General features: G+C 73.3%; 20 protein-coding genes and 2 pseudogenes. 13 read left to right on the plus strand and 9 right to left on the minus strand.

All coding sequences use genetic code 11. The annotated features are described in order from the left end of the window. Positions 1–2: 2 nt before the first annotated feature. Genes mftC through mftA form a run of 3 tightly spaced genes read right to left on the minus strand, consistent with a single transcriptional unit; the run spans position 3 to position 1,668 of the window. Entirely contained in the window at positions 3–1,265 is a 1,263-nt protein-coding gene (gene mftC / locus QUE40_RS00580; RefSeq protein WP_289232001.1) for a mycofactocin radical SAM maturase, read from the minus strand. Then, entirely contained in the window at positions 1,262–1,528 is a 267-nt protein-coding gene (gene mftB, locus QUE40_RS00585) for a mycofactocin biosynthesis chaperone MftB (RefSeq protein WP_142007755.1), read from the minus strand. The genes mftC and mftB overlap by 4 nt, the downstream gene beginning before the upstream one ends. After that, entirely contained in the window at positions 1,528–1,668 is a 141-nt protein-coding gene (mftA, locus tag QUE40_RS00590; RefSeq protein ID WP_289232002.1) for a mycofactocin precursor MftA, read from the minus strand. The genes mftB and mftA overlap by 1 nt, the downstream gene beginning before the upstream one ends. A 199-nt stretch (positions 1,669–1,867) precedes the next feature. Here mftA and QUE40_RS00595 point away from each other — a divergent pair. The 7 genes and pseudogenes from QUE40_RS00595 to mftM all read left to right on the plus strand — a co-directional run bounded on the left by QUE40_RS00595 (position 1,868) and on the right by mftM (position 8,666). Beyond that, positions 1,868–3,414: pseudogene (locus tag QUE40_RS00595) on the plus strand (sodium-dependent transporter). Further along, a complete protein-coding gene (locus QUE40_RS00600) occupies positions 3,411–3,542 on the plus strand; it encodes a methionine/alanine import family NSS transporter small subunit (protein ID WP_142007758.1) in 132 nt (43 codons plus the stop codon). Before QUE40_RS00595 ends, QUE40_RS00600 begins: the two are co-directional and overlap by 4 nt. Before the next feature lie 165 nt (positions 3,543–3,707). Continuing rightward, positions 3,708–4,478: an iron-containing alcohol dehydrogenase gene (locus tag QUE40_RS18675; protein ID WP_350227025.1), complete on the plus strand. Its 771-nt coding sequence runs from the start codon at positions 3,708–3,710 to the stop codon at positions 4,476–4,478. Next, entirely contained in the window at positions 4,427–4,999 is a 573-nt protein-coding gene (locus tag QUE40_RS18680) for a dehydroquinate synthase/iron-containing alcohol dehydrogenase family protein (protein WP_350227182.1), read from the plus strand. Before QUE40_RS18675 ends, QUE40_RS18680 begins: the two co-directional genes overlap by 52 nt. Further along, on the plus strand, positions 4,996–5,568 hold the full coding sequence (locus tag QUE40_RS18685; RefSeq protein WP_350227026.1) for an AAA family ATPase: 573 nt from the start codon (positions 4,996–4,998) through the stop codon (positions 5,566–5,568). Before QUE40_RS18680 ends, QUE40_RS18685 begins: the two co-directional genes overlap by 4 nt. Before the next feature lie 675 nt (positions 5,569–6,243). Continuing rightward, the gene (locus tag QUE40_RS00620) at positions 6,244–7,773 is read left to right on the plus strand and encodes a VWA domain-containing protein (protein WP_289232004.1); all 1,530 of its coding nucleotides are present in this window, start codon (positions 6,244–6,246) and stop codon (positions 7,771–7,773) included. Next, positions 7,770–8,666, plus strand: a complete 897-nt coding sequence (mftM, locus tag QUE40_RS00625) for a mycofactocin oligosaccharide methyltransferase MftM (protein ID WP_289232005.1) — start codon at positions 7,770–7,772, stop codon at positions 8,664–8,666. Before QUE40_RS00620 ends, mftM begins: the two co-directional genes overlap by 4 nt. A gap of 387 nt (positions 8,667–9,053) precedes the next feature. Here mftM and QUE40_RS00630 read toward each other — a convergent pair whose 3' ends face one another. The 3 genes from QUE40_RS00630 to QUE40_RS00640 are packed head-to-tail and all read right to left on the minus strand — an operon-like array spanning position 9,054 to position 12,303. Next, positions 9,054–9,731, minus strand: a complete 678-nt coding sequence (locus QUE40_RS00630) for a MadR family response regulator transcription factor (protein ID WP_289232006.1) — start codon at positions 9,729–9,731, stop codon at positions 9,054–9,056. Beyond that, on the minus strand, positions 9,728–11,107 hold the full coding sequence (locus tag QUE40_RS00635) for a MadS family sensor histidine kinase (RefSeq protein WP_236022183.1): 1,380 nt from the start codon (positions 11,105–11,107) through the stop codon (positions 9,728–9,730). The genes QUE40_RS00630 and QUE40_RS00635 overlap by 4 nt, the downstream gene beginning before the upstream one ends. Beyond that, entirely contained in the window at positions 11,104–12,303 is a 1,200-nt protein-coding gene (locus QUE40_RS00640; protein ID WP_289232007.1) for an iron-containing alcohol dehydrogenase, read from the minus strand. Before QUE40_RS00640 ends, QUE40_RS00635 begins: the two co-directional genes overlap by 4 nt. Before the next feature lie 169 nt (positions 12,304–12,472). Here QUE40_RS00640 and QUE40_RS00645 point away from each other — a divergent pair, with 169 nt between their 5' ends. From QUE40_RS00645 to QUE40_RS00665, 5 genes are all read left to right on the plus strand, one after another. After that, positions 12,473–13,672 carry a helix-turn-helix domain-containing protein gene (locus tag QUE40_RS00645; RefSeq protein ID WP_289232008.1) on the plus strand — a complete coding sequence of 400 codons (1,200 nt, stop codon included), beginning with the start codon at positions 12,473–12,475 and terminating at the stop codon, positions 13,670–13,672. A 144-nt stretch (positions 13,673–13,816) separates the two neighbouring features. Continuing rightward, positions 13,817–14,086, plus strand: a complete 270-nt coding sequence (locus QUE40_RS00650) for a DUF4242 domain-containing protein (protein ID WP_142007766.1) — start codon at positions 13,817–13,819, stop codon at positions 14,084–14,086. Positions 14,087–14,271: 185 nt separating this feature from the next. After that, positions 14,272–15,342, plus strand: a complete 1,071-nt coding sequence (locus QUE40_RS00655) for an energy-coupling factor ABC transporter permease (RefSeq protein ID WP_142007767.1) — start codon at positions 14,272–14,274, stop codon at positions 15,340–15,342. A 1-nt stretch (position 15,343) separates the two neighbouring features. After that, positions 15,344–16,138: a cobalt ECF transporter T component CbiQ gene (cbiQ, locus tag QUE40_RS00660; RefSeq protein ID WP_289232009.1), complete on the plus strand. Its 795-nt coding sequence runs from the start codon at positions 15,344–15,346 to the stop codon at positions 16,136–16,138. Then, positions 16,135–16,923 (plus strand): energy-coupling factor ABC transporter ATP-binding protein, encoded by a 789-nt coding sequence (locus tag QUE40_RS00665; protein ID WP_142007769.1) that lies wholly within the window; start codon positions 16,135–16,137, stop codon positions 16,921–16,923. The genes cbiQ and QUE40_RS00665 overlap by 4 nt, the downstream gene beginning before the upstream one ends. 30 nt (positions 16,924–16,953) lie before the next feature. Here the strand turns inward: QUE40_RS00665 and def are convergent, their stop codons facing one another. The 3 genes from def to QUE40_RS00680 all read right to left on the minus strand — a co-directional run bounded on the left by def (position 16,954) and on the right by QUE40_RS00680 (position 18,782). After that, a complete protein-coding gene (gene def, locus QUE40_RS00670; RefSeq protein WP_142007770.1) occupies positions 16,954–17,532 on the minus strand; it encodes a peptide deformylase in 579 nt (192 codons plus the stop codon). A gap of 99 nt (positions 17,533–17,631) precedes the next feature. Beyond that, the gene (locus QUE40_RS00675) at positions 17,632–18,606 is read right to left on the minus strand and encodes a PH domain-containing protein (protein ID WP_289232010.1); all 975 of its coding nucleotides are present in this window, start codon (positions 18,604–18,606) and stop codon (positions 17,632–17,634) included. 8 nt (positions 18,607–18,614) lie between these two features. Next, the gene (locus QUE40_RS00680; RefSeq protein WP_170206952.1) at positions 18,615–18,782 is read right to left on the minus strand and encodes a hypothetical protein; all 168 of its coding nucleotides are present in this window, start codon (positions 18,780–18,782) and stop codon (positions 18,615–18,617) included. 233 nt (positions 18,783–19,015) lie between these two features. Here QUE40_RS00680 and QUE40_RS00685 point away from each other — a divergent pair. Next, a pseudogene (locus tag QUE40_RS00685) lies at positions 19,016–19,075 on the plus strand (hypothetical protein); the annotation flags it as partial. Between the last annotated feature and the right edge of the window lie 375 nt (positions 19,076–19,450).

Genomic DNA, 19,450 nt, shown 5'->3' on the forward strand with positions numbered 1-19,450 from the left:
GGTCAGCCGCCGACGAGCGGCAGGTCCCGGGGCGACAGCGGGCTCTCGTCGCACGGCGACGGGGGCCGCCGCCCGATCGTCACGGGCACCGGGCCGCCCCGGCCGGCGCCCGACGCGCCGCGGCCACCAGTCGGCCCACCCGGCGTCGGCGCGTTGCGCACGGTGCCCTGGTGCGAGTGGTCCTGCGACGGCGCGGGGCGCGCGTCGGCCGCGTCGAGCAGACCTTCGGCGTTCCCCTTCACGCACTCCGGGTCGGGGCCGTCCAGCGGCAGCCCGGTGAAGAACTTGGCGGCCATGCACCCGCCCCGGCAGCTGTCGTACGCCGAGCACGAGGTGCACGCGCCCCCGGTCTGCGGCTCGCGCAGCGAGCGGAACAGCTCGGCCTCGCGCCACACGTGCCCGAAGCCGCCGTCGCGCACCGACCCGGCGAGGAACTCGTCGTGGATCGCGAACGGGCAGGCATAGACGTCGCCCACCGGGTCGACCAGGCAGACGACACGACCGGCGCCGCACAGGTTCAGCCCGGGCAGCGCGTCGCCGAAGGCGCTGAGGTGGAAGAACGAGTCGCCGGTGAGCACCCCTTCGCCGTGCTCGACCAGCCAGTCGTAGAGCTCGCGCTGCTGCTCGGGCAGCGGGTGCAGCTCGTGCCACACGTCGGCGCCGCGCCCCGCCGGCCGCAGCCGGGTCAGCCGCAGCTGCGCGCCGTGCTCGTCGGCGATCCGCTTGAACTCGTCCAGCTGGGGGATGTTCTCGCGGGTGCAGACCACCGACAGCTTGAAGTCGGTCATGCCGGCGTCGCGCAGGTTGGCCATCGCGCGCAGCGCGGCGTCGTACGTCCCCGCGCCCCGGATCGGGTCGTTCACCTCGGCGGTCGCCCCGTCGAGCGACACCTGCACGTCGACGTAGTCGGTCGCCGCGAGCTGCTGCGCCCGCTCGGGCGTGATGCGAAAACCGTTGGTGGAGAACTTGACTCCCACGTGGTGCTCGACGGCGTAGTCGAGCAGCTCCCAGAAGTCGGGCCGCACCGTCGGCTCGCCCCCGCCGATGTTGACGTAGAAGATCTGCATCCGCTCGAACTCGTCGATGAGCGCCTTGCACTCCTCGGTCGTGAGCTCGCGCGGGTCGCGCCGCCCGGAGCTGCTGAGGCAGTGCACGCACGCGAGGTTGCAGGCGTACGTCAGCTCCCAGGTCAGGCAGATCGGCGCGTCGAGCCCGAGCTCGAAGTGGTCGACGAGGCGGGTGGGGGCGGGGGCGAGCGCGGTCATGCGGCGGTCCTCCTGGTGATCATCTGCTGGTCGGCCAGCCGGCCCAGCGCGGCGCAGAACCGGGGCCGTTGCTCCTCGGCGACGCCGACGGCGTCGAGCGCGGCGGCCACGGTCGGGTGCTGCTCGAGCGCGCGCACCAGGTCGACCAGCGCCGGGTCCTTCAGGAAGGTGAGCCGGCGGGTGGTGAAGTCGTAGGCCAGGGCGCCGAACGGCTCGGGGCGCAGCGCCACCGAGCCGTTCAGCGACCAGGCCTCGGTCAGCATCAGTAGACGCCGCACATGCCGTCGATCGAGACGTCCTCGACGAGCTCGTCGGCGACGACCTCGTCGGTGGCGACCAGCTCGGCGGGTGCGGCGGTCTCGGGCTCCTGCGTGGCTTTCTGGACGAGTTCCTCGGCGGCCATGGCCAGCTCCTCGGGCGATAGACGGGCACGGGCCGGTCACGCCGGGCCGCGGCGCCGTGGGGCGCGTCGTCCACGCTAGGAAGCGGTGCGCGCCACCAGCACCCGCCGCTCGACCAGTCGCCACCTGTCGGGATGGACAGCCGGTCACGATTTCGGACACGTCCCACGCGGGCCCACCCCGGAGCGGCAGACTGCCCCCATGGCCGCGATCGACAGCACCGCACCCGAATCGGCCGAGCGGGGAGCCTTCGCCTCCCGCAAGGTGTTCATCCTCGCCGCGATCGGCTCCGCCGTCGGGCTGGGCAACATCTGGCGCTTCCCCTACGTCGCGTACGAGAACGGTGGCGGAGCCTTCGTCATCCCCTATCTCGTCGCGCTGCTCACCGCCGGCATCCCGTTCCTGTTCCTCGACTACGCCCTGGGCCACCGCTTCCGCGGCTCGGCGCCGCTGTCGTTCGCGCGGCTGCGCAAGGGCGCCGAGGGGCTCGGCTGGTGGCAGGTCGGGATCTGCTTCTGCATCGCGGTCTACTACGCGGCGATCATCGCCTGGGCGATCCGCTACACGATCTTCTCGTTCAGCCACGCCTGGGGCGACGACCCGGCCGCCTTCTTCACCGGCGACTTCCTGCAGGTCAGCGACCCCGGCGTCACCGCCGACTTCGTGCCCGGCGTGCTCATCCCGCTGGTGCTGGTGTGGGCGGCCCTGATCGCGGTGCTCGTGCTCGGTGTGCAGAAGGGCATCGGCGCGACCTCGGTCATCTTCATCCCGGTGCTGATCCTGGCCTTCGGCGCGCTCGTCGTGCGCTCGCTGTTCCTGCCCGGCGCGGCCGAGGGCCTCAACGCCCTGTTCACGCCCAACTGGGGGCGCTCACCGAGCCGTCGGTCTGGGCCGCGGCGTTCGGCCAGATCTTCTTCTCGCTGTCGGTGGGCTTCGGGATCATGATCACCTACGCCTCCTACGTCGACCGCAAGACCGACATGACCGGCTCCGGCCTGGTCGTCGGGTTCGCCAACTCCGGCTTCGAGCTGCTCGCCGGCATCGGCGTCTTCGCCGCGCTGGGCTTCATGGCCCAGGCGCAGGGCGTGGCCGTGAGCGAGGTCGCCGAGAGCGGGGTCGGCCTGGCCTTCATCGCCTTCCCCGCGATCATCAGCGAGGCCCCCGCGGGCGCGCTCATCGGCGTGCTGTTCTTCGGGTCGCTGGTCATCGCCGGACTCACCTCGCTGATCTCGGTCATCGAGGTCGTGATCTCCGCGGTGCGCGACAAGTTCGCCCTGTCGCGGGTGGCCGCCACGCTGGCCGTCTCGGTGCCGGCCGCGCTGATCAGCCTGGCGCTGTTCTCCTCCACCAGCGGGCTGCACGTGCTCGACATCCTCGACCACTTCATCAACCAGTTCGGCATCCTGCTCGTCGCGGTCGTCTCGATGCTGGTGATGACCTGGGGCCTGCGGGCGCTGCCGCTGCTGGCCGACCACCTCAACCGCCGCGGCACGGTCAAGCTCGGCACCTGGTGGCGCGCGCTCATCGGCGTGCTCGCCCCGATCGCCCTGATCTACGTGCTGGTCGAGGCGCTGCGCGCCGACCTGGCCGAGCCGTACGGCGGCTTCCCCACGTGGATGCTCGTCACCTTCGGCTGGGCCGCCGCTGCCGGCGTGATCGTCGTCGGCTTCGCCCTGGCCCAGCTGCCCTGGCGCGACCGTGACGCGCTGCGCGATCCCGAGCCCGAGACCGAAGGAGTCGACCGATGAACACCTCCGCCATCGTGATGATGATCGTGGCGATCCTGGTGATCTGGGGTGGCCTCGGGGTGGCGATCGTCAACCTGCGCCGCAGCCCCGAGGCGCCGCGCGAGGACGAGCTGCGCCGCGACCTGTGAGCGACCGACCTCGCCGTTCCTCACCGGACGGGTAGGCACCTCGGCTGGCTGGACGGTCAGCGAGGGGCGACCGAGCAGCCGGTGCTCGCCACCGCGGGGCCTCCCTAGCGTCGAGGTGGCCGGGTTCTTCCCGGTCCCCGCCACCGCCTCGACGAGGAGACCCCCATGCAGGTCGACGAGCTGCTCAAGCCGTTCCCCATCAAGGAGTTCCACCCCTTCCCCCGTGCCCTGATGGGCCCCGGCGCGCACGAGATGATCGGCCCGGAGGCGCTCAAGCTCGGCTTCCGCAAGACGCTCGTGATGACGTCCGGCCTGCGCGGGACCGACATCGTGCACAAGATCGTGGAGTCGATGAAGTACCACGGCCTCGACGTCGTGGTCTACGACAAGGTCGAGTCCAACCCCAAGGACTACAACGTCATGGACGCCGTGGGGATGTACCAGGACAACGAGTGCGACTCGTTCGTGTCCATCGGCGGCGGCTCCTCGCACGACGCCTGCAAGGGCGCGCGCATCTCGGTCGCGCACGACGGGCGCAACGTCAACGAGTTCGAGGGTTTCAACAAGAGCGAGAACCCCAAGAACCCGCCGCACATCGCCGTCTCGACGACCGCCGGCACCGGCTCGGAGACCTCGTGGGCGTACGTCATCACCGACACCACGACCGACCCGGACAACCCGCACAAGTACGTCGCGTTCGACGACGCCTCGGTCACCTCGCTCGCCGTCGACGACCCGGTGCTCTACTTCGACTGCCCGGTCGACTACACCGCCCAGTGCGGGTTCGACGTGCTCGCCCACGCGAGCGAGCCGTACGTCTCCCGGCTGAACTTCGAGCCCTCCTCGGCAACGCGCTGCGCGCGGTCAAGCTCACCGCCGAGAACCTGCGCGAGGCCACCTGGAACGGTCAGGACCTCGCCGGCCGCGAGGGGATGATGTACGCCCAGTACATCGCCGCGCAGGCGTTCAACTCCGGCGGCCTCGGCATCATCCACTCCATCTCGCACGCCGTGAGCGCGTTCTACGACACCCACCACGGGCTGAACAACGCGATCGCGCTGCCACGGGTGTGGGCGTTCAACATGCCCACCCACTACAAGCGGTTCGCCGAGATGGCCGAGGTCATGGGCGTCGACACCTACGGCATGTCCGACGTGCAGGCCGCCGACGCCGCGCTCGAGGCGGCCATCCGGCTGCTGCGCGACGTGGGCATCACCGAGAAGTTCACCGACGTCACCAAGGACAGCTACTCCAAGAACCGGCTCGGCGAGGGCCCGACGAAGTACTACGAGAACGCGCCGACCATCAAGGGCGACAAGGAGGACGTCGACCGGATCACCAACCACGTGCTCGGCGACGCGTGCACCCCTGGCAACCCCAAGGAGTGCACGTTCGAGACCGTGCGGCCGGTCGTCGACCACGCCATGAACGGCGACCTGGACGACCTGCTGACGTGACACCCGACCCGGACTTCGCAGGGGTGCAGGACGCCCGTGACCGCCTGCACGACGTCGGTTACCTGACCGACGATCGGCTGGCGACCACGGCGTACCTGCAGTCCGCGCTGGGCAAACCCCTGCTGCTGGAGGGGCCGGCGGGCGTCGGCAAGACGCAGCTGGCGCAGAGCGTCGCGGCGGCCACCGGCCGCCGGCTCCTGCGGCTGCAGTGCTACGAGGGCCAGGACGAGACCAAGGCGCTCTACGAGTGGGACTACGGCAAGCAGCTGCTCTACACCCAGATCCTGCGCGAGAAGATCGGCCAGGTCATCGCCGACGCGCCCGACCTGCCGGCCGCCGTCGAGCGGATCGCCGCGCAGGACAGCGTGTTCTTCTCCGAGCGCTTCCTGGCCCCCGGCCGCTGCTCGAGGCGGTGCAGTCCAGCGACCCGGTCGTGCTGCTCGTCGACGAGGTCGACCGGGCCGACGAGGCGCTGGAGGCGGTGCTGCTGGAGCTGCTCGCGGAGTATCAGGTGTCGGTGCCCGAGGTCGGCACGTTCGTCGCGCAGACCACCCCGATGGTGCTGCTGACCTCGAACAACACCCGCGACCTGTCGGCCGCGCTGAAGCGGCGCTGCCTGCACCTGTTCCTGGACTACCCGGCCGCCGAGCGCGAGCTGGAGATCATCCGGTCCAAGGACACCGGGCTGGCCGATTCGGTGGCCGAGCAGCTGGTCCAGGTCGTGCGCGGGCTGCGCGAGCTGGACCTGCGGAAGTCGCCGAGCATCTCGGAGACCATCGACTGGGCCCGCACCCTCGCGGTGCTCGGCGTCGACGAGCTCACCCCCGGCGTGCTCGCCGACACCCTCAACGTGGTCATGAAGTACGAGCGCGACCTGGCGCTCGCGGCGCGCGAGGTGCCCCGGCTGCTCGACCCCAACGCCGAGGTCCCCGAGTCGCTGCACGCCCACGACCACCACGCGCACGACCACGGGCACAGCCACTCCCACGACCACGACGACGGGCACGAGAAGGACAAGGAGGGACGGCGTACGTCGTCGGCGGCCGGGCCGGCCACCGCCGAGCCGGGCGGGTCCGAGCCGGACGGCACGGCCGTACGCCGGGAGAAGGACACCCCCGGACGGCACGGCGCGGCCTACGCCAACCGCGACGCGGACACGCCGCTGCCCCCGCGCACGGTGACGCCCGGCCAGGGCGAGCGCTCGTTCGGCCGGCGGGGCGCGCGACGGCGCCCGGTCTGACCCCGTGGACGCCACGCTGCACCGGTTCGTCCGGTTCCTGCGGCTGCACGGTCTGCGGATCAGCGTGGCCGAGGCGCTGGACGCGGTCGAGGCCGCCGCGCAGCCGGGCATCGTCGCCGACCGGGAGCTGCTGCGCTCGGCGCTCGCGGTGTCGCTGGTGAAGGACCGGCGCGACCTGGAGGTGTTCGACGACGTCTTCGACCGGCTCTTCCGGCTGCGGGCCGTGGTGCCGCAGGAAGAGGAGCACAGCCACGCGCACGACGACCTCAGCGACGAGGGCGAGCTCACCGAGTTCACCCTGTCCGAGGACCTCGGCGACACCCCGCAGCAGGGGCACTCGCACGACCGGCCCAAGGACATCCGCGACTTCTTCAAGCCCGAGGACCTGGCCCAGCAGTACAACCTGCACCAGGAGGCCAACAAGCTCGACATGGCCTCGATGACCGACGAGGTCGTGGTCTCCAAGGACGGGCAGGTCTCGCCGGGCGAGGCGGCACGGGTGCAGATCACCACCTCGCGGATGCACAACCCCGGCGCCCCCGGGAAGCTCACGAGCAACCCGGGGCTCGTGGTCGACGCCGAGCTGTCGGTGGCCGAGGAGATGGCGCTGCTGAGCTGGCTCGGCGAGCCCGACGACGAGCGCGACGACCCGGCCGCGCACCCCGACCTGGCCGAGCTGCGCGAGCGGCTCGCGCCGCTGCTGGAGGCGCTGCCCGAGGCGCTGCGGCGGCACCTGGAGCAGCTGCTGCAGGCCGAGGTCGAGAGCGAGGAGCAGATCGCCACCGCCGCGGCGCGCGCCGAGGTGGTGGAGGAGTCCGAGCGGCTGGCCTTCGAGGACTCGCTGCGCCGGCTGCTGCGCAGCCTGCGCGGGGCGCCCCGGCCGCGGCGGCACGTCACCGGTCGCGGCACGATCGACAGCCGGCGCACGATGCGCACCAACATGCGCTTCGACGGGGTGCCGTTCCGTCCGGTGCTGGTCAGCAAGCGCGAGGACCGGCCGCGCCTGGTCGTGCTGTGCGACGTCTCGCTGTCGGTGCGCGCCACGTCGGGGTTCGCGCTGCACCTGGTGCACAGCCTGCAGTCGGTCGCGTCGCAGGTGCGGTCGTTCGCGTTCGTCGCGGAGTGCGCCGAGATCACCGGTGTGTTCGCGGATCACCATGTGCAGCAAGCGCTTTCGCTGATCATGACCGGCAAGTCGGACGGCGGGAAGATCGATGTCGACGCCGACTCCGACTACGGCGCGTCGCTGCACCAGTTCCTCGACGAGTACGGCTCGGCCGTCACCCACCGCACCACCGTCGTCGTCATCGGTGACGGCCGCGGCAACGGCAAGGACCCCGCCGTCAGCACCTTCGCCGAGATCGCGCGCCGGGCCCGCTCGGTCGTCTGGCTGACCCCCGAGCCGAGGTACTCCTGGGGCCTCGGCCGGTGCGACCTGCCGCTGTACGCCGACTACTGCGACCGCGTCGAGGTGGTCCGCAACCTGCACCAGCTGCGCGACTTCTCGCACACCATGGCCGAGGCTGCGCGGTGACCGGGCTCGGCGACGTCGACCTCGACGCGTTCCGCCCGTGCCCGGGCGGGGTCTATCGCTCGGCCGGCGTGGTCGTACGCCGTCGCCGCCCCAGCGCCGGACGTCGGCTCGGCATGACGCGCACGCCGACGTTCGACGTCAGCCGCGCCGGCGACGCGCTGCTCGTGGAGCACGCGCTGACGGCCACCGACGTGAGCGACGACCTCGCCGGGCTGCTCACCCAGGAGCTGTTCGACCCCGGGTGGGTGCGCGGGGCGGAGCTGTTCGAGGAGATCTTCACCGGGGTCGTGCTGACCTGCGCCGGCGACCCGCGCGAGGCGTGGATCCGGTTCTACCGCAACACGATCCGCCGGCTCGACGACGAGATCCGCACGCCGACCGGGCGCGGGTCGATCGCGCAGTTCGCGCCGGTGCACGCGCACGTCACCGAGCTGGTGCGCGGGCCGTCGGTGCTCGAGCTCGGCAGCTGCTTCGGCTTCCAGGCGCTACGGCTGGCCGCGCGCGGGCTCGACGTGACCGCGAGCGACCTGGCCCCCGGCACGGTGGCGCTGCTCGCCGAGATGAGCGCCAGCCTGCAGGTGCCGGTGCGCACCCTCGTCGCCGACGCGTCGCGGGTGCCGCTGCCCGACCGGTGCGCCGACACGGTGCTGGTGGTCCACCTGCTCGAGCACGTGGAGCCCGACGTCGCGGTGCAGGTCGTGCGCGAGGCGTGCCGGCTGGCCCGCCGCCGGGTGGTCGTGGCGGTGCCCTTCGACCGCGAGCCGCAGGAGCAGTTCGGCCACCTGCGCTGCCTCACGCTGGCCGACGTGCGCGCCTGGGGCGAGCAGACCGACTGGGCCTGGACGGCGTACGAGCACCACGGCGGCTGGCTCGTGCTCGACCGCCCCCGCTGAGAGCCCGCCCCACGCCGCGCCGCGCACCCCCGCAGATCGTGCGTTGACGTACGAAATGCAGCGGGGCGCCGCGGGATCCCGGGGGCGGTGTCCTCAGATCGTGCGTGGACGTACGAAATGCAGCCGGGCGCCGCGGGATCCCGGGGGTGGCTTGCTCAGATCGTGCGTTGACGTACGAAATGCAGCCGGGGGCCGCACGTCTCGGCGGTCCTCCGCCCGACCGTGCGGTGGGGCGCACGTCTCGGCGGTCCTCCGGCAGAAGGTGCCCCCGCTGACCCGCGCGGGGGCCCCGCACGCCTCGGCGGTCCTCCGCCCGTCCGTGCGGTGGGCCGCACGTCTCGGCGGTCCTCCGGCGGAGCGTGCCCCGGGGAGCCCGTTCGCCACCGCTCAGATCAGCTGCTGCTTGCTGGCGGCGTAGACCGCCTCGGCGCGGCTGGACACCCCGAGCTTGCGCAGGATGTTGCCGACGTGGAACTTCGCGGTGGTCTCGCTGACGAACAGCTTGCGTCCGATCTCGCGGTTGGACATGCCGCGGGCGAGCAGGCTGAGCACCTCCTGCTCGCGCGGCGACAGCTCCTGGGCGGGTTCGGGGGCGGGGCGCTGCATGCCGCGCACCATGGCGGCGGCGCTGCGCGCGTCGAACGCCGACTCGCCCCGGCTCACGTCGTGGATCGCCCGCATGAGCGCGTCGGTGTCGACGTCCTTGACGACGTAGCCCTTGGCGCCCGCCCGCACCGCCTCCAGCACCAGCGCCTCGTCGAGGAAGGTGGTGAGCACCAGCACGGCGACCTGCGGGTGCCGCTCGGCGATCTCGCGCGCGAGGTCGAGGCCCTCGGTGTCGCTCGAGGTCGACAGCTTCAGGTCGAGCAGGACCACGTCGGGCTCGGTGCGGTCGAGCACCGTGACGCACTCGCCGCGCGAGGAGGCCTCGGCCACGACGGCGATGTGGTCGTCGCGCTCGAGGATGGAGCGCAGCCCCTGCCGCACGATCGCGTGGTCGTCGACGAGCATCACCCGGATCGTCTCGCCCTCGGGGTGCCGGCGCGTGGTGCTGGTCGGGGTCATCTCGCCTCCGCGGTGATCGTGGGGGTGGTGGGGGTCTCGGGCACGGGCAGCGGCAGGTGCAGCACGACCCGGATGCCGCCGAGCCGGGCGCGGCGGAACGCCAGCGAGCCGCCGAGCGCAGCCATCCGGTCGGCCATGTTGACCAGGCCGCGGTGCCGGCCGTCGCCGACGTCCTTGCGCTCCAGCCGCAGCATCCGGCGCAGCTCGGTGGGGTCGCCTCGGCCGTCGTCGGCGACCGAGACGGTGAGCGCCTCGGGGCGGTATCGCAGCCGCACGACCACCTTCGATGCGCGTGCGTGGGCGGCGACGTTGAACAGCGCCTCGCCGACCGACCGAGCCAGCTCGTGGCGTACGCCCTCGCCGACGTCGGTGACCCGGCCCTCCGCGACCACGCGGATGTGCAGGTGCGACCGGTGGTTCGCGGCGACCTGGTTGATCAGCTCCTCGAGCGACGTGGCGACGCCGGAGTGCTCCTGGGCGAGGGCGTAGATCGCCGACCGCAGCTGCTGCACGGCGGTCTGGGTGAGCGTCTTGGCCTCGGTCAGCTGGTCGGCGAGCGCGGTGAGCTCGCGGGCGGCCGCCTCGCCCCGGGCGAGCTCGAGCGCCATGCCGGCGGACAGGACGTACTGCGTGACGCTGTCGTGCAGCTCGCGGGCGATCCGGTGCCGCTCGTCGTCGACCAGCTCCCGCTGCAGCGCGACCGCCAGGCGCTGCTCGGAGCGCTGCAGCTGCTCGGTGCGCACCGCGAGGTCGCGCGCCTGCGCCTGCGCCTCGCGCTTGAGCCGCTGCGCGCGCCGGTGCAGCGTGACGCCCGCCTGGTACTGCTCGCTGGTGTGCAGCGACACCGCCGCCTGGTTGGCGAGGATGCGCAGCACCGCGAGGTCCTCGGGCTCCGGCTCGTGGGTGAGCCCGTGGCGGGTCGACAACGCCCCGACCTGACGGCCCTCCAGGTGCATCGCGACCCGCACCCACCCGTCGTCGCGGGCGGTGGGCGCGGCATAGCCCGAGCGCACCGCAGCCAGCTCCAGCCGTACGCCCTCGGGCAGCTCGTCCGCGTCGCTGCGCGTCTCGCCGTCGGGCCCGACCGCGACGAAGCGGGGGCGTGCGCCCTGCAGGTGCCCGTCGGAGAGGGCGAGCACGGCCCACTCGGCGTGCACGTGGCCGGCCGCCGCCCGCGCGACCTCCTCGAGCAGGCCGCGCGGCCCCTCGACCGTGCGCACCACCGCCCGCGAGATGCGGTCCATCGCCCGCACGGTCTGCTGCATCCGCTCGGTCGAGCGGACGAAGGCGGGGTAGTAGGAGTTCTTGCCCGAGCGCACCCCGGTGAGCCGGGACAGGTCGTGCGCGAGGTCGGGTCCGGCGGCCGGGTCGGTCACAGCGCGGCCCGGAAGATGCGTTCGATGTCGGCGGCGTCGGACGCGCGCGGGTTGGTGGTGAGGCACGCGTCGTCGAGCGAGTTGCGGGACAGCACCGCCAGGTGGCTCTCGTCGAGACCCAGCTCGCGCAGCGACCGCGGCACCCCGACCTGGTCGGCGAGGATGCGCACTCGCTCGGCCAGCGCGTCGGCGACCACGTCGGAGGGGACGCCGTCGGTCTTGATCCCGAATCGCGTTGCCACGTCGACGAATCGGGACGGATCGGTCTCGGCGTTGTAGCGGATCACGTGCGGCAGCAGGATCCCGTTGATCACGCCGTGCGGGGCGTCGAGGAGCCCACCGACCTGGTGGCTCATCGCGTGGGTGGCCCCGAGGATCGCGTTGGTGAACGCCAGGCCGGCGTCGAGGCTCGCCTGCGCCATGCCGCTGCGGGCCTCGACGTCGTCGGGGTCGGACATGGTCTGCACGAGGTGGCGGTCGACCAGGCCGATCGCGTTGAGCGCGTGCACGTCGGCCAGCGGGTTGTGCGCGCGCGAGACGAACGCCTCGATGCCGTGGGTCAGCGCGTCGAGTCCGGTCGCGGCGCCGAGCCACTCCGGCATCGTCATCAGCAGCCGCGGGTCGGTGAGCGAGATGTCGGGCACCAGCGCCCGGCCCATGATCGTGACCTTCACGTGGCGCGTGGTGTCGGTGACGATGCAGAACTGGCTGACGTCGGCGCCGGTGCCGGAGGTCGTCGGGATCATCAGCATCGGCGGGATCCGCTCGGCCACCTGGTCGACGCCGCGGTAGTCCAGGATCGACCCGCCGTTGCCCGCGAGGATCGCGACTCCCTTGGCGGCGTCCATCACCGAGCCACCGCCGATGCCGACGACGACGTCGCAGCCGCGCTCGGCGTACGTCATGGAGGCCGCGGCGACCTCGACCTCCTTGGGGTTGGGGGTCACCTCGGTCACGAGCACCGGCTCGAGGTGGGCGGCGCGCAGGTGCCCCAGCAGCAGGTCGGCCCAGCCGGCCTCGACGATGCCGGGGTCGGTGACCACGAGCGGGCGGCGGGCCCCGAGCCGCCGGGCGGCGTAGCCGGCCTCGGCGAGCGCGCCCGGACCGAACACGATCTCGGGGGCCTGGAACTTCACCAGGGGCGAGGGCGCCGGGCCGCTGTCGGCCGCGGGGCGCAGCACTCGCGCGTCGGTCATCGACTGCCTCCACACCGTCGGCCGGGGAGTCCCGGGCGGCTGATCGCTCAACTGTAGATCGCCCGTGCGGGTGGTGAGCCGGTATTGAGCCTGCCCGTCCGGGTAGTGCGTCCGCGGCGCCGAGGGCCGATGATCGGGAGGGACCGGACCTCAGCGGACAAGGACCGCCATGCCTCCACGCCCCGAGACCGATCCCGGCATGCGTGCCCAGATCAGCGCCTCCTGGCACCGCTCCGCCGCCCACGGCGTGCAGGTCGAGCTGGCCGAGGCCCCCATCACGCTGCCCGACGACCAGCTGCGCGCCGCCCGCGACCTGCACCCGCTCGCGCGCGTGCTGCCGCTGCTGGAGGACGTGCTCGGCCCCGCGGTGCGCGGCTGCGACGCCGTGCTCGCGGTCGGCGACGCCGACGGGCAGCTGCTGTGGGTCTCCGGCTCCTCGGCCGCGATGGGTCGCGCCGAGCGCATCGGGTTCGTGCCGGGCAGCAACTGGGACGAGCGGGTCACCGGCACCAACGCGCCCGGCACCGCGCTCGCGCTCGGCGAGACCGTCTCGGTCGACCAGCGCGAGCACTTCCGCGAATCGGTGCGCGGCTGGAGCTGTGTGGCCACCCCGATCCACGACCCGCGCACCAGCCAGGTGCTCGGCGTCCTCGACGTCACCGGCGGCGGCTCGCTGATCGTGCCGCAGACCGTGGCGATGATCCGGGCGGCGGCCCGGATGGCCGAGTCCGAGCTGGCCGGCGCCGCCCCCGCCGCGCTGCCCCCGCAGGTGCGCACCGGCAGCGTGCAGCTGGAGGCGCTGGGTCGCGACGAGGCGATCCTGCGCGGCGTCGACGGCCGCGCGGTGCGGCTGGGGGCGCGCCACAGCGAGATCGTCGTGCTGCTCGCCGCGCACCCCGAGGGCCTCACCGGCGAGGAGCTGGCGACCCTGGTCTATCCCGACGACGTGCGCCCCGCGACCGTGCGCGCCGAGCTCAACCGGCTCCGCGCGGTGCTCGGGGACGACATGGTGGGCTCGCGGCCCTACCGCCTGCTGCCGAGCGTCTCCGCGGACTGGTACGCCGTCGCCGCCCTGCTCAGCGCCGGCGACGTCGAGGGCGCGCTGCGGGGCTACCGCGGGCGGCTGCTGCTCCGCTCGCAGTCGCCCGGGGTCGCCGACCTCGCCGACGAGCTGGAGTGGTCGCTGCGCGCAGCCGTGCTCGCCAGCGGCCGCGCCGACCTCATGGCGGCCTGGACCCGCACGGCCGCGGGCGCCGACGACCTCGAGGCCTGGCAGGCGCAGGCCGCGGCGCTGCCCGCGCGCTCCCCGCTGCACCCGATGGTCGCGGCGCAGGTGGCCCGGCTCGACGCCGCGCTGCGGGCGCCCTGACCGCCCGCCCGGCCACGGACGTACGGGCACCTGGCCGGCCGGGCAGGGCGTGCCTGCCGTGCTGGCGGAGGCGCCCGGTCGCCCGCCCGCTCTAGCGTCGCGAGCACGGCGGCCCGCCGGGTCGCACCGAGCGAAGGAGCGGTCATGGGCCGTTATGTCATCGAGCGCGGGCTCCCCGGCGCGGGGCAGCTGAGCGACGAGCAGATCCACGACATCAGCGCGAAGTCGAACGAGGTGCTGTCGGGCATGCAGGGGATCTCGTGGGTGGAGAGCTACGTCACCGACGACAAGATCTACTGCGTCTACGACGCCGAGGACCCCGACCAGATCCGCGAGCACGCGCAGCGCGGCGGCTTCCCGGCCGACGCGATCAGCGAGGTACGCCGCACGATCGACCCGAGCACCGGCGCCTGACCCCCTGGGCCGGCTCCCGGCCCGGGTTCGGGGCCCGCCCGCCGTCGGGTCCGGCGCGGCCGGGTCGGACAGGGAGTGAGACCCATCCGCTCGGGCAGTTGCGACGGAGTCGCACCTGGGTGTTGCATGCCGATTAATCGATGCGATCGACCGGCGCCCCGCGCGACCGGCCCCAGGAGGCCCCCATGCACGTCCCCGACGGATTCCTCGACGTGCCGACGTCGGTCGCGACCGGCGTCGTCGCCGTCGGCGCGGTGGGCCTGGCGCTGCGCAAGGCCGCGCCCGAGATCAAGGAGTCCGGCCCCGCGCTGCCCGGCCTGGTCGCCGCCTTCGTCTTCGCCACCCAGATGGTCAACTTCCCGGTCGGCGCCGGCACCAGCGGCCACCTCATGGGCGGGGCGCTGGCCGCCGCGCTGGTCGGGCCGTGGACCGCCGTGCTCGTCATGACCGTGGTGCTGCTGATCCAGGGAGTGCTGTTCGCCGACGGCGGCCTCACCGCGCTCGGCACCAACGTCTCGGTGCTCGGCGCGGTCACCGTGCTCGCCGGATACCTCGTCATGGCGGCGCTGCTGCGCGTGCTGCCCAAGACCCGCGGGTCGGTCGTCGCGGCCAGCAGCATCGGCGCGCTGGTGTCGGTGCCCGCGGCCGCGCTGGTCTTCACCGGCCTGTACGCCCTCGGCGGCACCGTCGACATCCCGACCGGCCGGGTGGCCGCGGCCATGGTCGGCTGGCACACCCTCATCGGCATCGGCGAGGCGCTCATCACCGGCGCGGTCGTGAGCGCCGTGCTCACCACCCGCCCCGACCTGGTCTACGTCGCGCGCCACCTGCGCCGCGACCTGCAGCTGGTCGACGCGCAGGGCAACAGCCGGACCGTCGCCGCCGACGAGGTGGGCGCTCGTCCCGCCACCCGCGTCGGACGTACGCCCGTGCTGGCCTTCCTCGCCGCGAGCCTGGTCGTCGCGGGGACGGTGAGCTACTTCGCCAGCGCCAACCCGGACGGGCTGGAGACCGTCGCCGAGAAGTTCGGGTTCACCAGCCAGGACCACGCGCTGGTCGACAGCCCGACGGCCGACTACGGCATCGCCGGCATCGACAACGCGTTCCTGTCCGGTGGGCTCGCCGGCATCCTCGGGGTGCTCGTCACGGTGCTCGTCGGCGCCGGGATCGCCTGGGTGGTGCGCCGCGGTGCCCGCCGCGACGACGACCGCGCGCCCGCCGGCACCCACGACGACACCCCGGTCGGCAGCCGCTGACATGGCCGCCACCACCAGCCCCGCCCTCGTCCCCGCCACCGCCGGGGTCGACGGCCTGCTGGTGCGGCGGGAGAGCCCGGTGCACGCGCTCCCCGCGCAGGTCAAGCTCGTGGCCCTGCTCGCCTTCGTCGTCGTGGTCGTCGCCACCCCGGCGTCGGCGTGGCCCGCCTTTCTGGTCTACGCCGCGCTGCTCGTCGGCGTGGTGAGCCTGGCCCGGCTGCCGTTCGCGATGGTCGCCCGGCGGATGCTCGTCGAGACGCCGTTCGTCGTGTTCGCCCTGCTCATGCCGTTCGTCGCGACCGGCCCGCGGGTCGACGTGCTCGGCCTGGCGGTGTCGCGCTCGGGGCTCGAGGGCGGCGCGCTGCTGCTCACCCGGGGCACGCTCGGTGTCATCGCCGCGATCGTGCTGGCCGCCACCACCGCGCCGCGCGAGCTGCTCGTCGGCCTCGGCCGGCTGCGGCTGCCCGCGGTGCTCGTGGGCATCCTCGGCTTCGCGATCCGCTACCTGGCGATCGCGCGCGAGGACCTCGCCCGGGCCGAGGTGGCCCGGCTCGCCCGGGGCGGACGCGCGGGCCGCGGCGCCCGGCTCCGTTCGCTCGCCTCGGTCGCGGGATCGACCTTCGTGCGGACGTACGAACGGGGCGAGCGGGTGCACCGCGCGATGCTCGCCCGCGGACTCGACGGTCCGGTGCCAGCGCTGGCGGGGGCGGCACCGGCCCGTCGGGACTGGGCGCTCGCGCTGGCCCTGCCGGCCGCCGCGCTGCTGACGCTCGCCGTCGCGCTGGTGGCCCGGTGACCGATCTCGACCGGGGCCCCGCCGACGCGGGCCCGGGCCCCGCGCCCGCGCTCGAGGTCGAGCAGCTGGCCTTCGCCTACCCCGACGGCCGGCAGGCGCTGTTCGGCGTCGACCTGCGCGTCGAGCCCGGCGAGCGGGTCGCGCTGCTCGGGCCCAACGGTGCCGGCAAGACCACCCTCGTGCTGCACCTCGCCGGCATCCTCGGTGCGGTCGCGGGCGGCACCGGCGCCGGGGCGATCACGGTCGGCGGGGTGCGCCTCGCCCGCGACACGCTGAGCGAGGTGCGCCGCCGGGTCGGCCTGGTCTTCCAGGACCCCGACGACCAGCTGTTCATGCCGACCGTCGGCGACGACGTCGCGTTCGGGCCGGCCAACCACGGCGTCACCGGCGACGCGCTGCGCGAGCGGGTCGAGCGGGCGCTGGAGCTGGTCGGGATGAGCGGCTTCGAGGACCGCGCGCCCTATCACCTGTCGTTCGGTCAGCGGCGGCGCGTGGCGCTCGCGACGGTGCTCGCGATGGACCCCGAGGTGCTCGTGCTCGACGAGCCGTCGAGCAACCTCGACCCGGCCGCGCGGCGCGAGCTGGCCGAGATCCTGCACCGGCTCCCGGTGGCCGTGCTCATGGTCACCCACGACCTGCCGTACGCCCTCGAGCTGTGCTCGCGCTCGGCCCTGATGAGCCAGGGGCGGGTCGTCGCCGACCGGCCGACGCGCGACCTGCTCGCCGACGAGGAGCTGCTGCACGCGCACCGCCTGGAGCTGCCGTACGGCTTCCGGCTGGTGTGATCCCGCCCGGCACCTGCCGGGCGCAGCGGCTCAGACGTCTTCGGCGTCGGTGGTCGACGGGTCCCACTTGGTGATGTGGGCGGCCTCCCAGCCGCGCTGCTTGATCGCCTCGCGCGAGCGGGTGCGCACGGTCGGGGTGAGCCGCTCGACGAACAGCTTGCCGTCGAGGTGGTCGGTCTCGTGCTGCAGCGCGCGGGCGAGCAGCCCGGTGCCCTCGATCACCAGCTCGTTGCCGTCGAGGTCGGTGCCGGTGACGCGCGCCCAGTCGGCGCGGGCGGTGGGGAAGTGCTCGCCGGGGATCGACAGGCACCCCTCGCCGCCCTCCTCGCGCGGGACCTCGCCCGGCGGCACGACGCCCTTCTCGAGCACCGGGTTGAGGATCACGCCGCGGTGGTTCACCGTCTCGTCCTCGTCGTCGGGCACGTCGAACACGAACAGCCGCAGGCGAACTCCGACCTGGTTGGCCGCGAGACCCACACCGTTGGCCGCCTCCATGGTGTCGAACATGTCCTCGACCAGCGTCCGGATCTCGTCGGTCACCTCGCGCACCTTCTTGGTGGGCTGGTGCAGGGCCTTGTGGCCGATGACGGTGATGGGGCGGACAGCCATGGTGCGGTGATCTTTCGGTGGTGCGAGCGGGGATTCGCCGGTCGGCGACCGGGCTCCGACCCTATCGGCGGCGGTGCGTGCGCCCGACGGGCAGTGCCCTCAGTCCCACCAGCCGGCGTTGCGCCGCGGCACCTGCTCGTAGGGCGAGGCGTCCTCGTGGCTGACCTCCCAGCCGGGGGCGTCGTCGCCGGGGTCGGTCGCCTCGAGCGGCCCGGCGGCGGTCCGTCGCGCGGGCGCGGTCCCGGGCCGGTCGCGACGGGGCCGGCGCACCCAGCGCCGCCCGAACGACGAGCGGTCGGTCGGGGCGAGATAGCTGCCGAGTCGTTGGACGGGTACGTCGGTGTCGTGCGGGTCGCGCCGCTCGCCGCGCCGGTCGGCGGGGTCGGCTTCGTCGGCGGGTTCGCGCTCCTCGTCCGGGTCGCGCGGGTCGTCGTCGCCGTCGGGGTAGTCGCCCGACCGGTCCGGGCCGCCGGGACCACCGGGACCACCGGGCAGGTCCGGGTCGTCGGGGTCGGTGCCGCCGGCGTACGGGCCGTTCGTGCCGCCACCGGGCCAGGCGTCGGCCGGGTCGGAGCTGCCGAAGATCTCCTGGCAGATGGTGCGGTAGGTCTCGTCGGGGTCGCGGACGTAGGTGATCTCGTGCAGCGCCTGCTCCTGGCCGGCGCTCTCCAGCGTGAAGGTGCCGAAGCCGAGCAGCCGGGCGGGGACGCTGCGCGAGTAGGACATGTCGGTGACCTTCGACAGCGGCATCATCGCGACCTTCTTGGTGACGACGCCGTAGAGCAGCAGCAGCCGCTTGTTGGTGGCGATGAACCAGCTGACGTGCCACTCGACCAGCGACCACGCGGCGCGGGCGAGGAGCGCGAACCACAGCCACCACGCGACGTCCGACAGCACGCCCAGGCCGGCCGGCATCCACGCGCTGATCAGCAGCACCGCGACGAACCCGACGAGGGCGGTGACGACCGGCTCGACCTTGGCGGCCCAGTGCTCCTGCATGGCCACGCGCATCTGCTCCCCGGGGAGCAGATAGGGCTCCAGGCGAGCGACCGCCCGTGGGTCGAACTCGGCCACGGTCGGGCCTAGGAGCCCATCAGGTTGCCGAAGAACTGGCCGATGTTGCGCACGCCCTGGGCGAGGATGTCCCACAGGTTGCGGACCGTGTCGGCGGACTTGTCCGGCGACGTGATGACGGCATACACGAGGAAGGCCGCGATCACCCACGGCACGAACTGCCGAACTCTGGCCATGACGTCCCTCTGACTGGTCGGTTCCGCCGCCCGCGGCGCATGCTGCCGCGCACGAATCGTCTCGATGGTGCCACAGCTGGGGCTGCTGTGACGGGTGTGACTCGCCGGGAGAGGTCTCCCAAACAACTGTTTGACAGTTGCCGACCGCCCCGCGGATACTCCCCAACATGTCTTGGGAGGATGAGGCCCTGCAGCGGCTGAGGGCCACCGCCCACCCGGTGCGGCTGCGCATCATGTCGCTGCTCACCGGCGCCGAGCTGTCTGCGGCCGAGGTGGCGCGCGAGCTCGACCTGACCCAGGCCAACGCGAGCTATCACCTGCGGAGGCTGTCCGATGCGGGCAAGGTCGAGGTGGTCGGCACGCAGAACGTGCGGGGCGGGAAGGCGAAGAAGTACCGCTACACCGAGTTCCGCGGCTCCGACGACGGCCCGCAGCCGTGGCGCGGCGCGGAGTCCTCGCCCGGCTCGCTGCAGGCGATCCTCGAGGCGGTCGGCGTCGAGCTGCAGCGCCGAGCCGCCCAGCACGGGCACCACCCCGCGGTGCAGACCCAGCAGGTCTTCGCCGACCTGGAGACCTGGCTGCCGCCCGAGGTCTGGGCACAGGTCGTCGACCACGTCGAGCAGGCGAGCCGGCTCGCCCACGCCGCGGCCCTCCCGCCGCGCACCGAG

The organism is Barrientosiimonas endolithica (genome assembly GCF_030296655.1).
In the GTDB taxonomy this organism is placed as follows: Bacteria; Actinomycetota; Actinomycetes; order Actinomycetales; family Dermatophilaceae; genus Barrientosiimonas; species Barrientosiimonas humi.

Excerpts from the sequence above, each read along its gene's own strand:
- mftA (WP_289232002.1), bottom strand. The coding sequence starts at position 1,668 with ATGGCCGCCGAGGAACTCGTCCAGAAAGCCACGCAGGAGCCCGAGACC.
- def (WP_142007770.1), bottom strand. The coding sequence starts at position 17,532 with ATGGCTGTCCGCCCCATCACCGTCATCGGCCACAAGGCCCTGCACCAG.
- QUE40_RS18675 (WP_350227025.1), top strand. The coding sequence starts at position 3,708 with ATGCAGGTCGACGAGCTGCTCAAGCCGTTCCCCATCAAGGAGTTCCAC.
- QUE40_RS00655 (WP_142007767.1), top strand. The coding sequence starts at position 14,272 with ATGCACGTCCCCGACGGATTCCTCGACGTGCCGACGTCGGTCGCGACC.
- QUE40_RS00630 (WP_289232006.1), bottom strand. The coding sequence starts at position 9,731 with ATGACCCCGACCAGCACCACGCGCCGGCACCCCGAGGGCGAGACGATC.
- mftB (WP_142007755.1), bottom strand. The coding sequence starts at position 1,528 with ATGCTGACCGAGGCCTGGTCGCTGAACGGCTCGGTGGCGCTGCGCCCC.
- QUE40_RS00680 (WP_170206952.1), bottom strand. The coding sequence starts at position 18,782 with ATGGCCAGAGTTCGGCAGTTCGTGCCGTGGGTGATCGCGGCCTTCCTC.
- QUE40_RS00650 (WP_142007766.1), top strand. The coding sequence starts at position 13,817 with ATGGGCCGTTATGTCATCGAGCGCGGGCTCCCCGGCGCGGGGCAGCTG.
- mftC (WP_289232001.1), bottom strand. The coding sequence starts at position 1,265 with ATGACCGCGCTCGCCCCCGCCCCCACCCGCCTCGTCGACCACTTCGAG.
- cbiQ (WP_289232009.1), top strand. The coding sequence starts at position 15,344 with ATGGCCGCCACCACCAGCCCCGCCCTCGTCCCCGCCACCGCCGGGGTC.
- QUE40_RS00600 (WP_142007758.1), top strand. The coding sequence starts at position 3,411 with ATGAACACCTCCGCCATCGTGATGATGATCGTGGCGATCCTGGTGATC.
- QUE40_RS00640 (WP_289232007.1), bottom strand. The coding sequence starts at position 12,303 with ATGACCGACGCGCGAGTGCTGCGCCCCGCGGCCGACAGCGGCCCGGCG.
- QUE40_RS00645 (WP_289232008.1), top strand. The coding sequence starts at position 12,473 with ATGCCTCCACGCCCCGAGACCGATCCCGGCATGCGTGCCCAGATCAGC.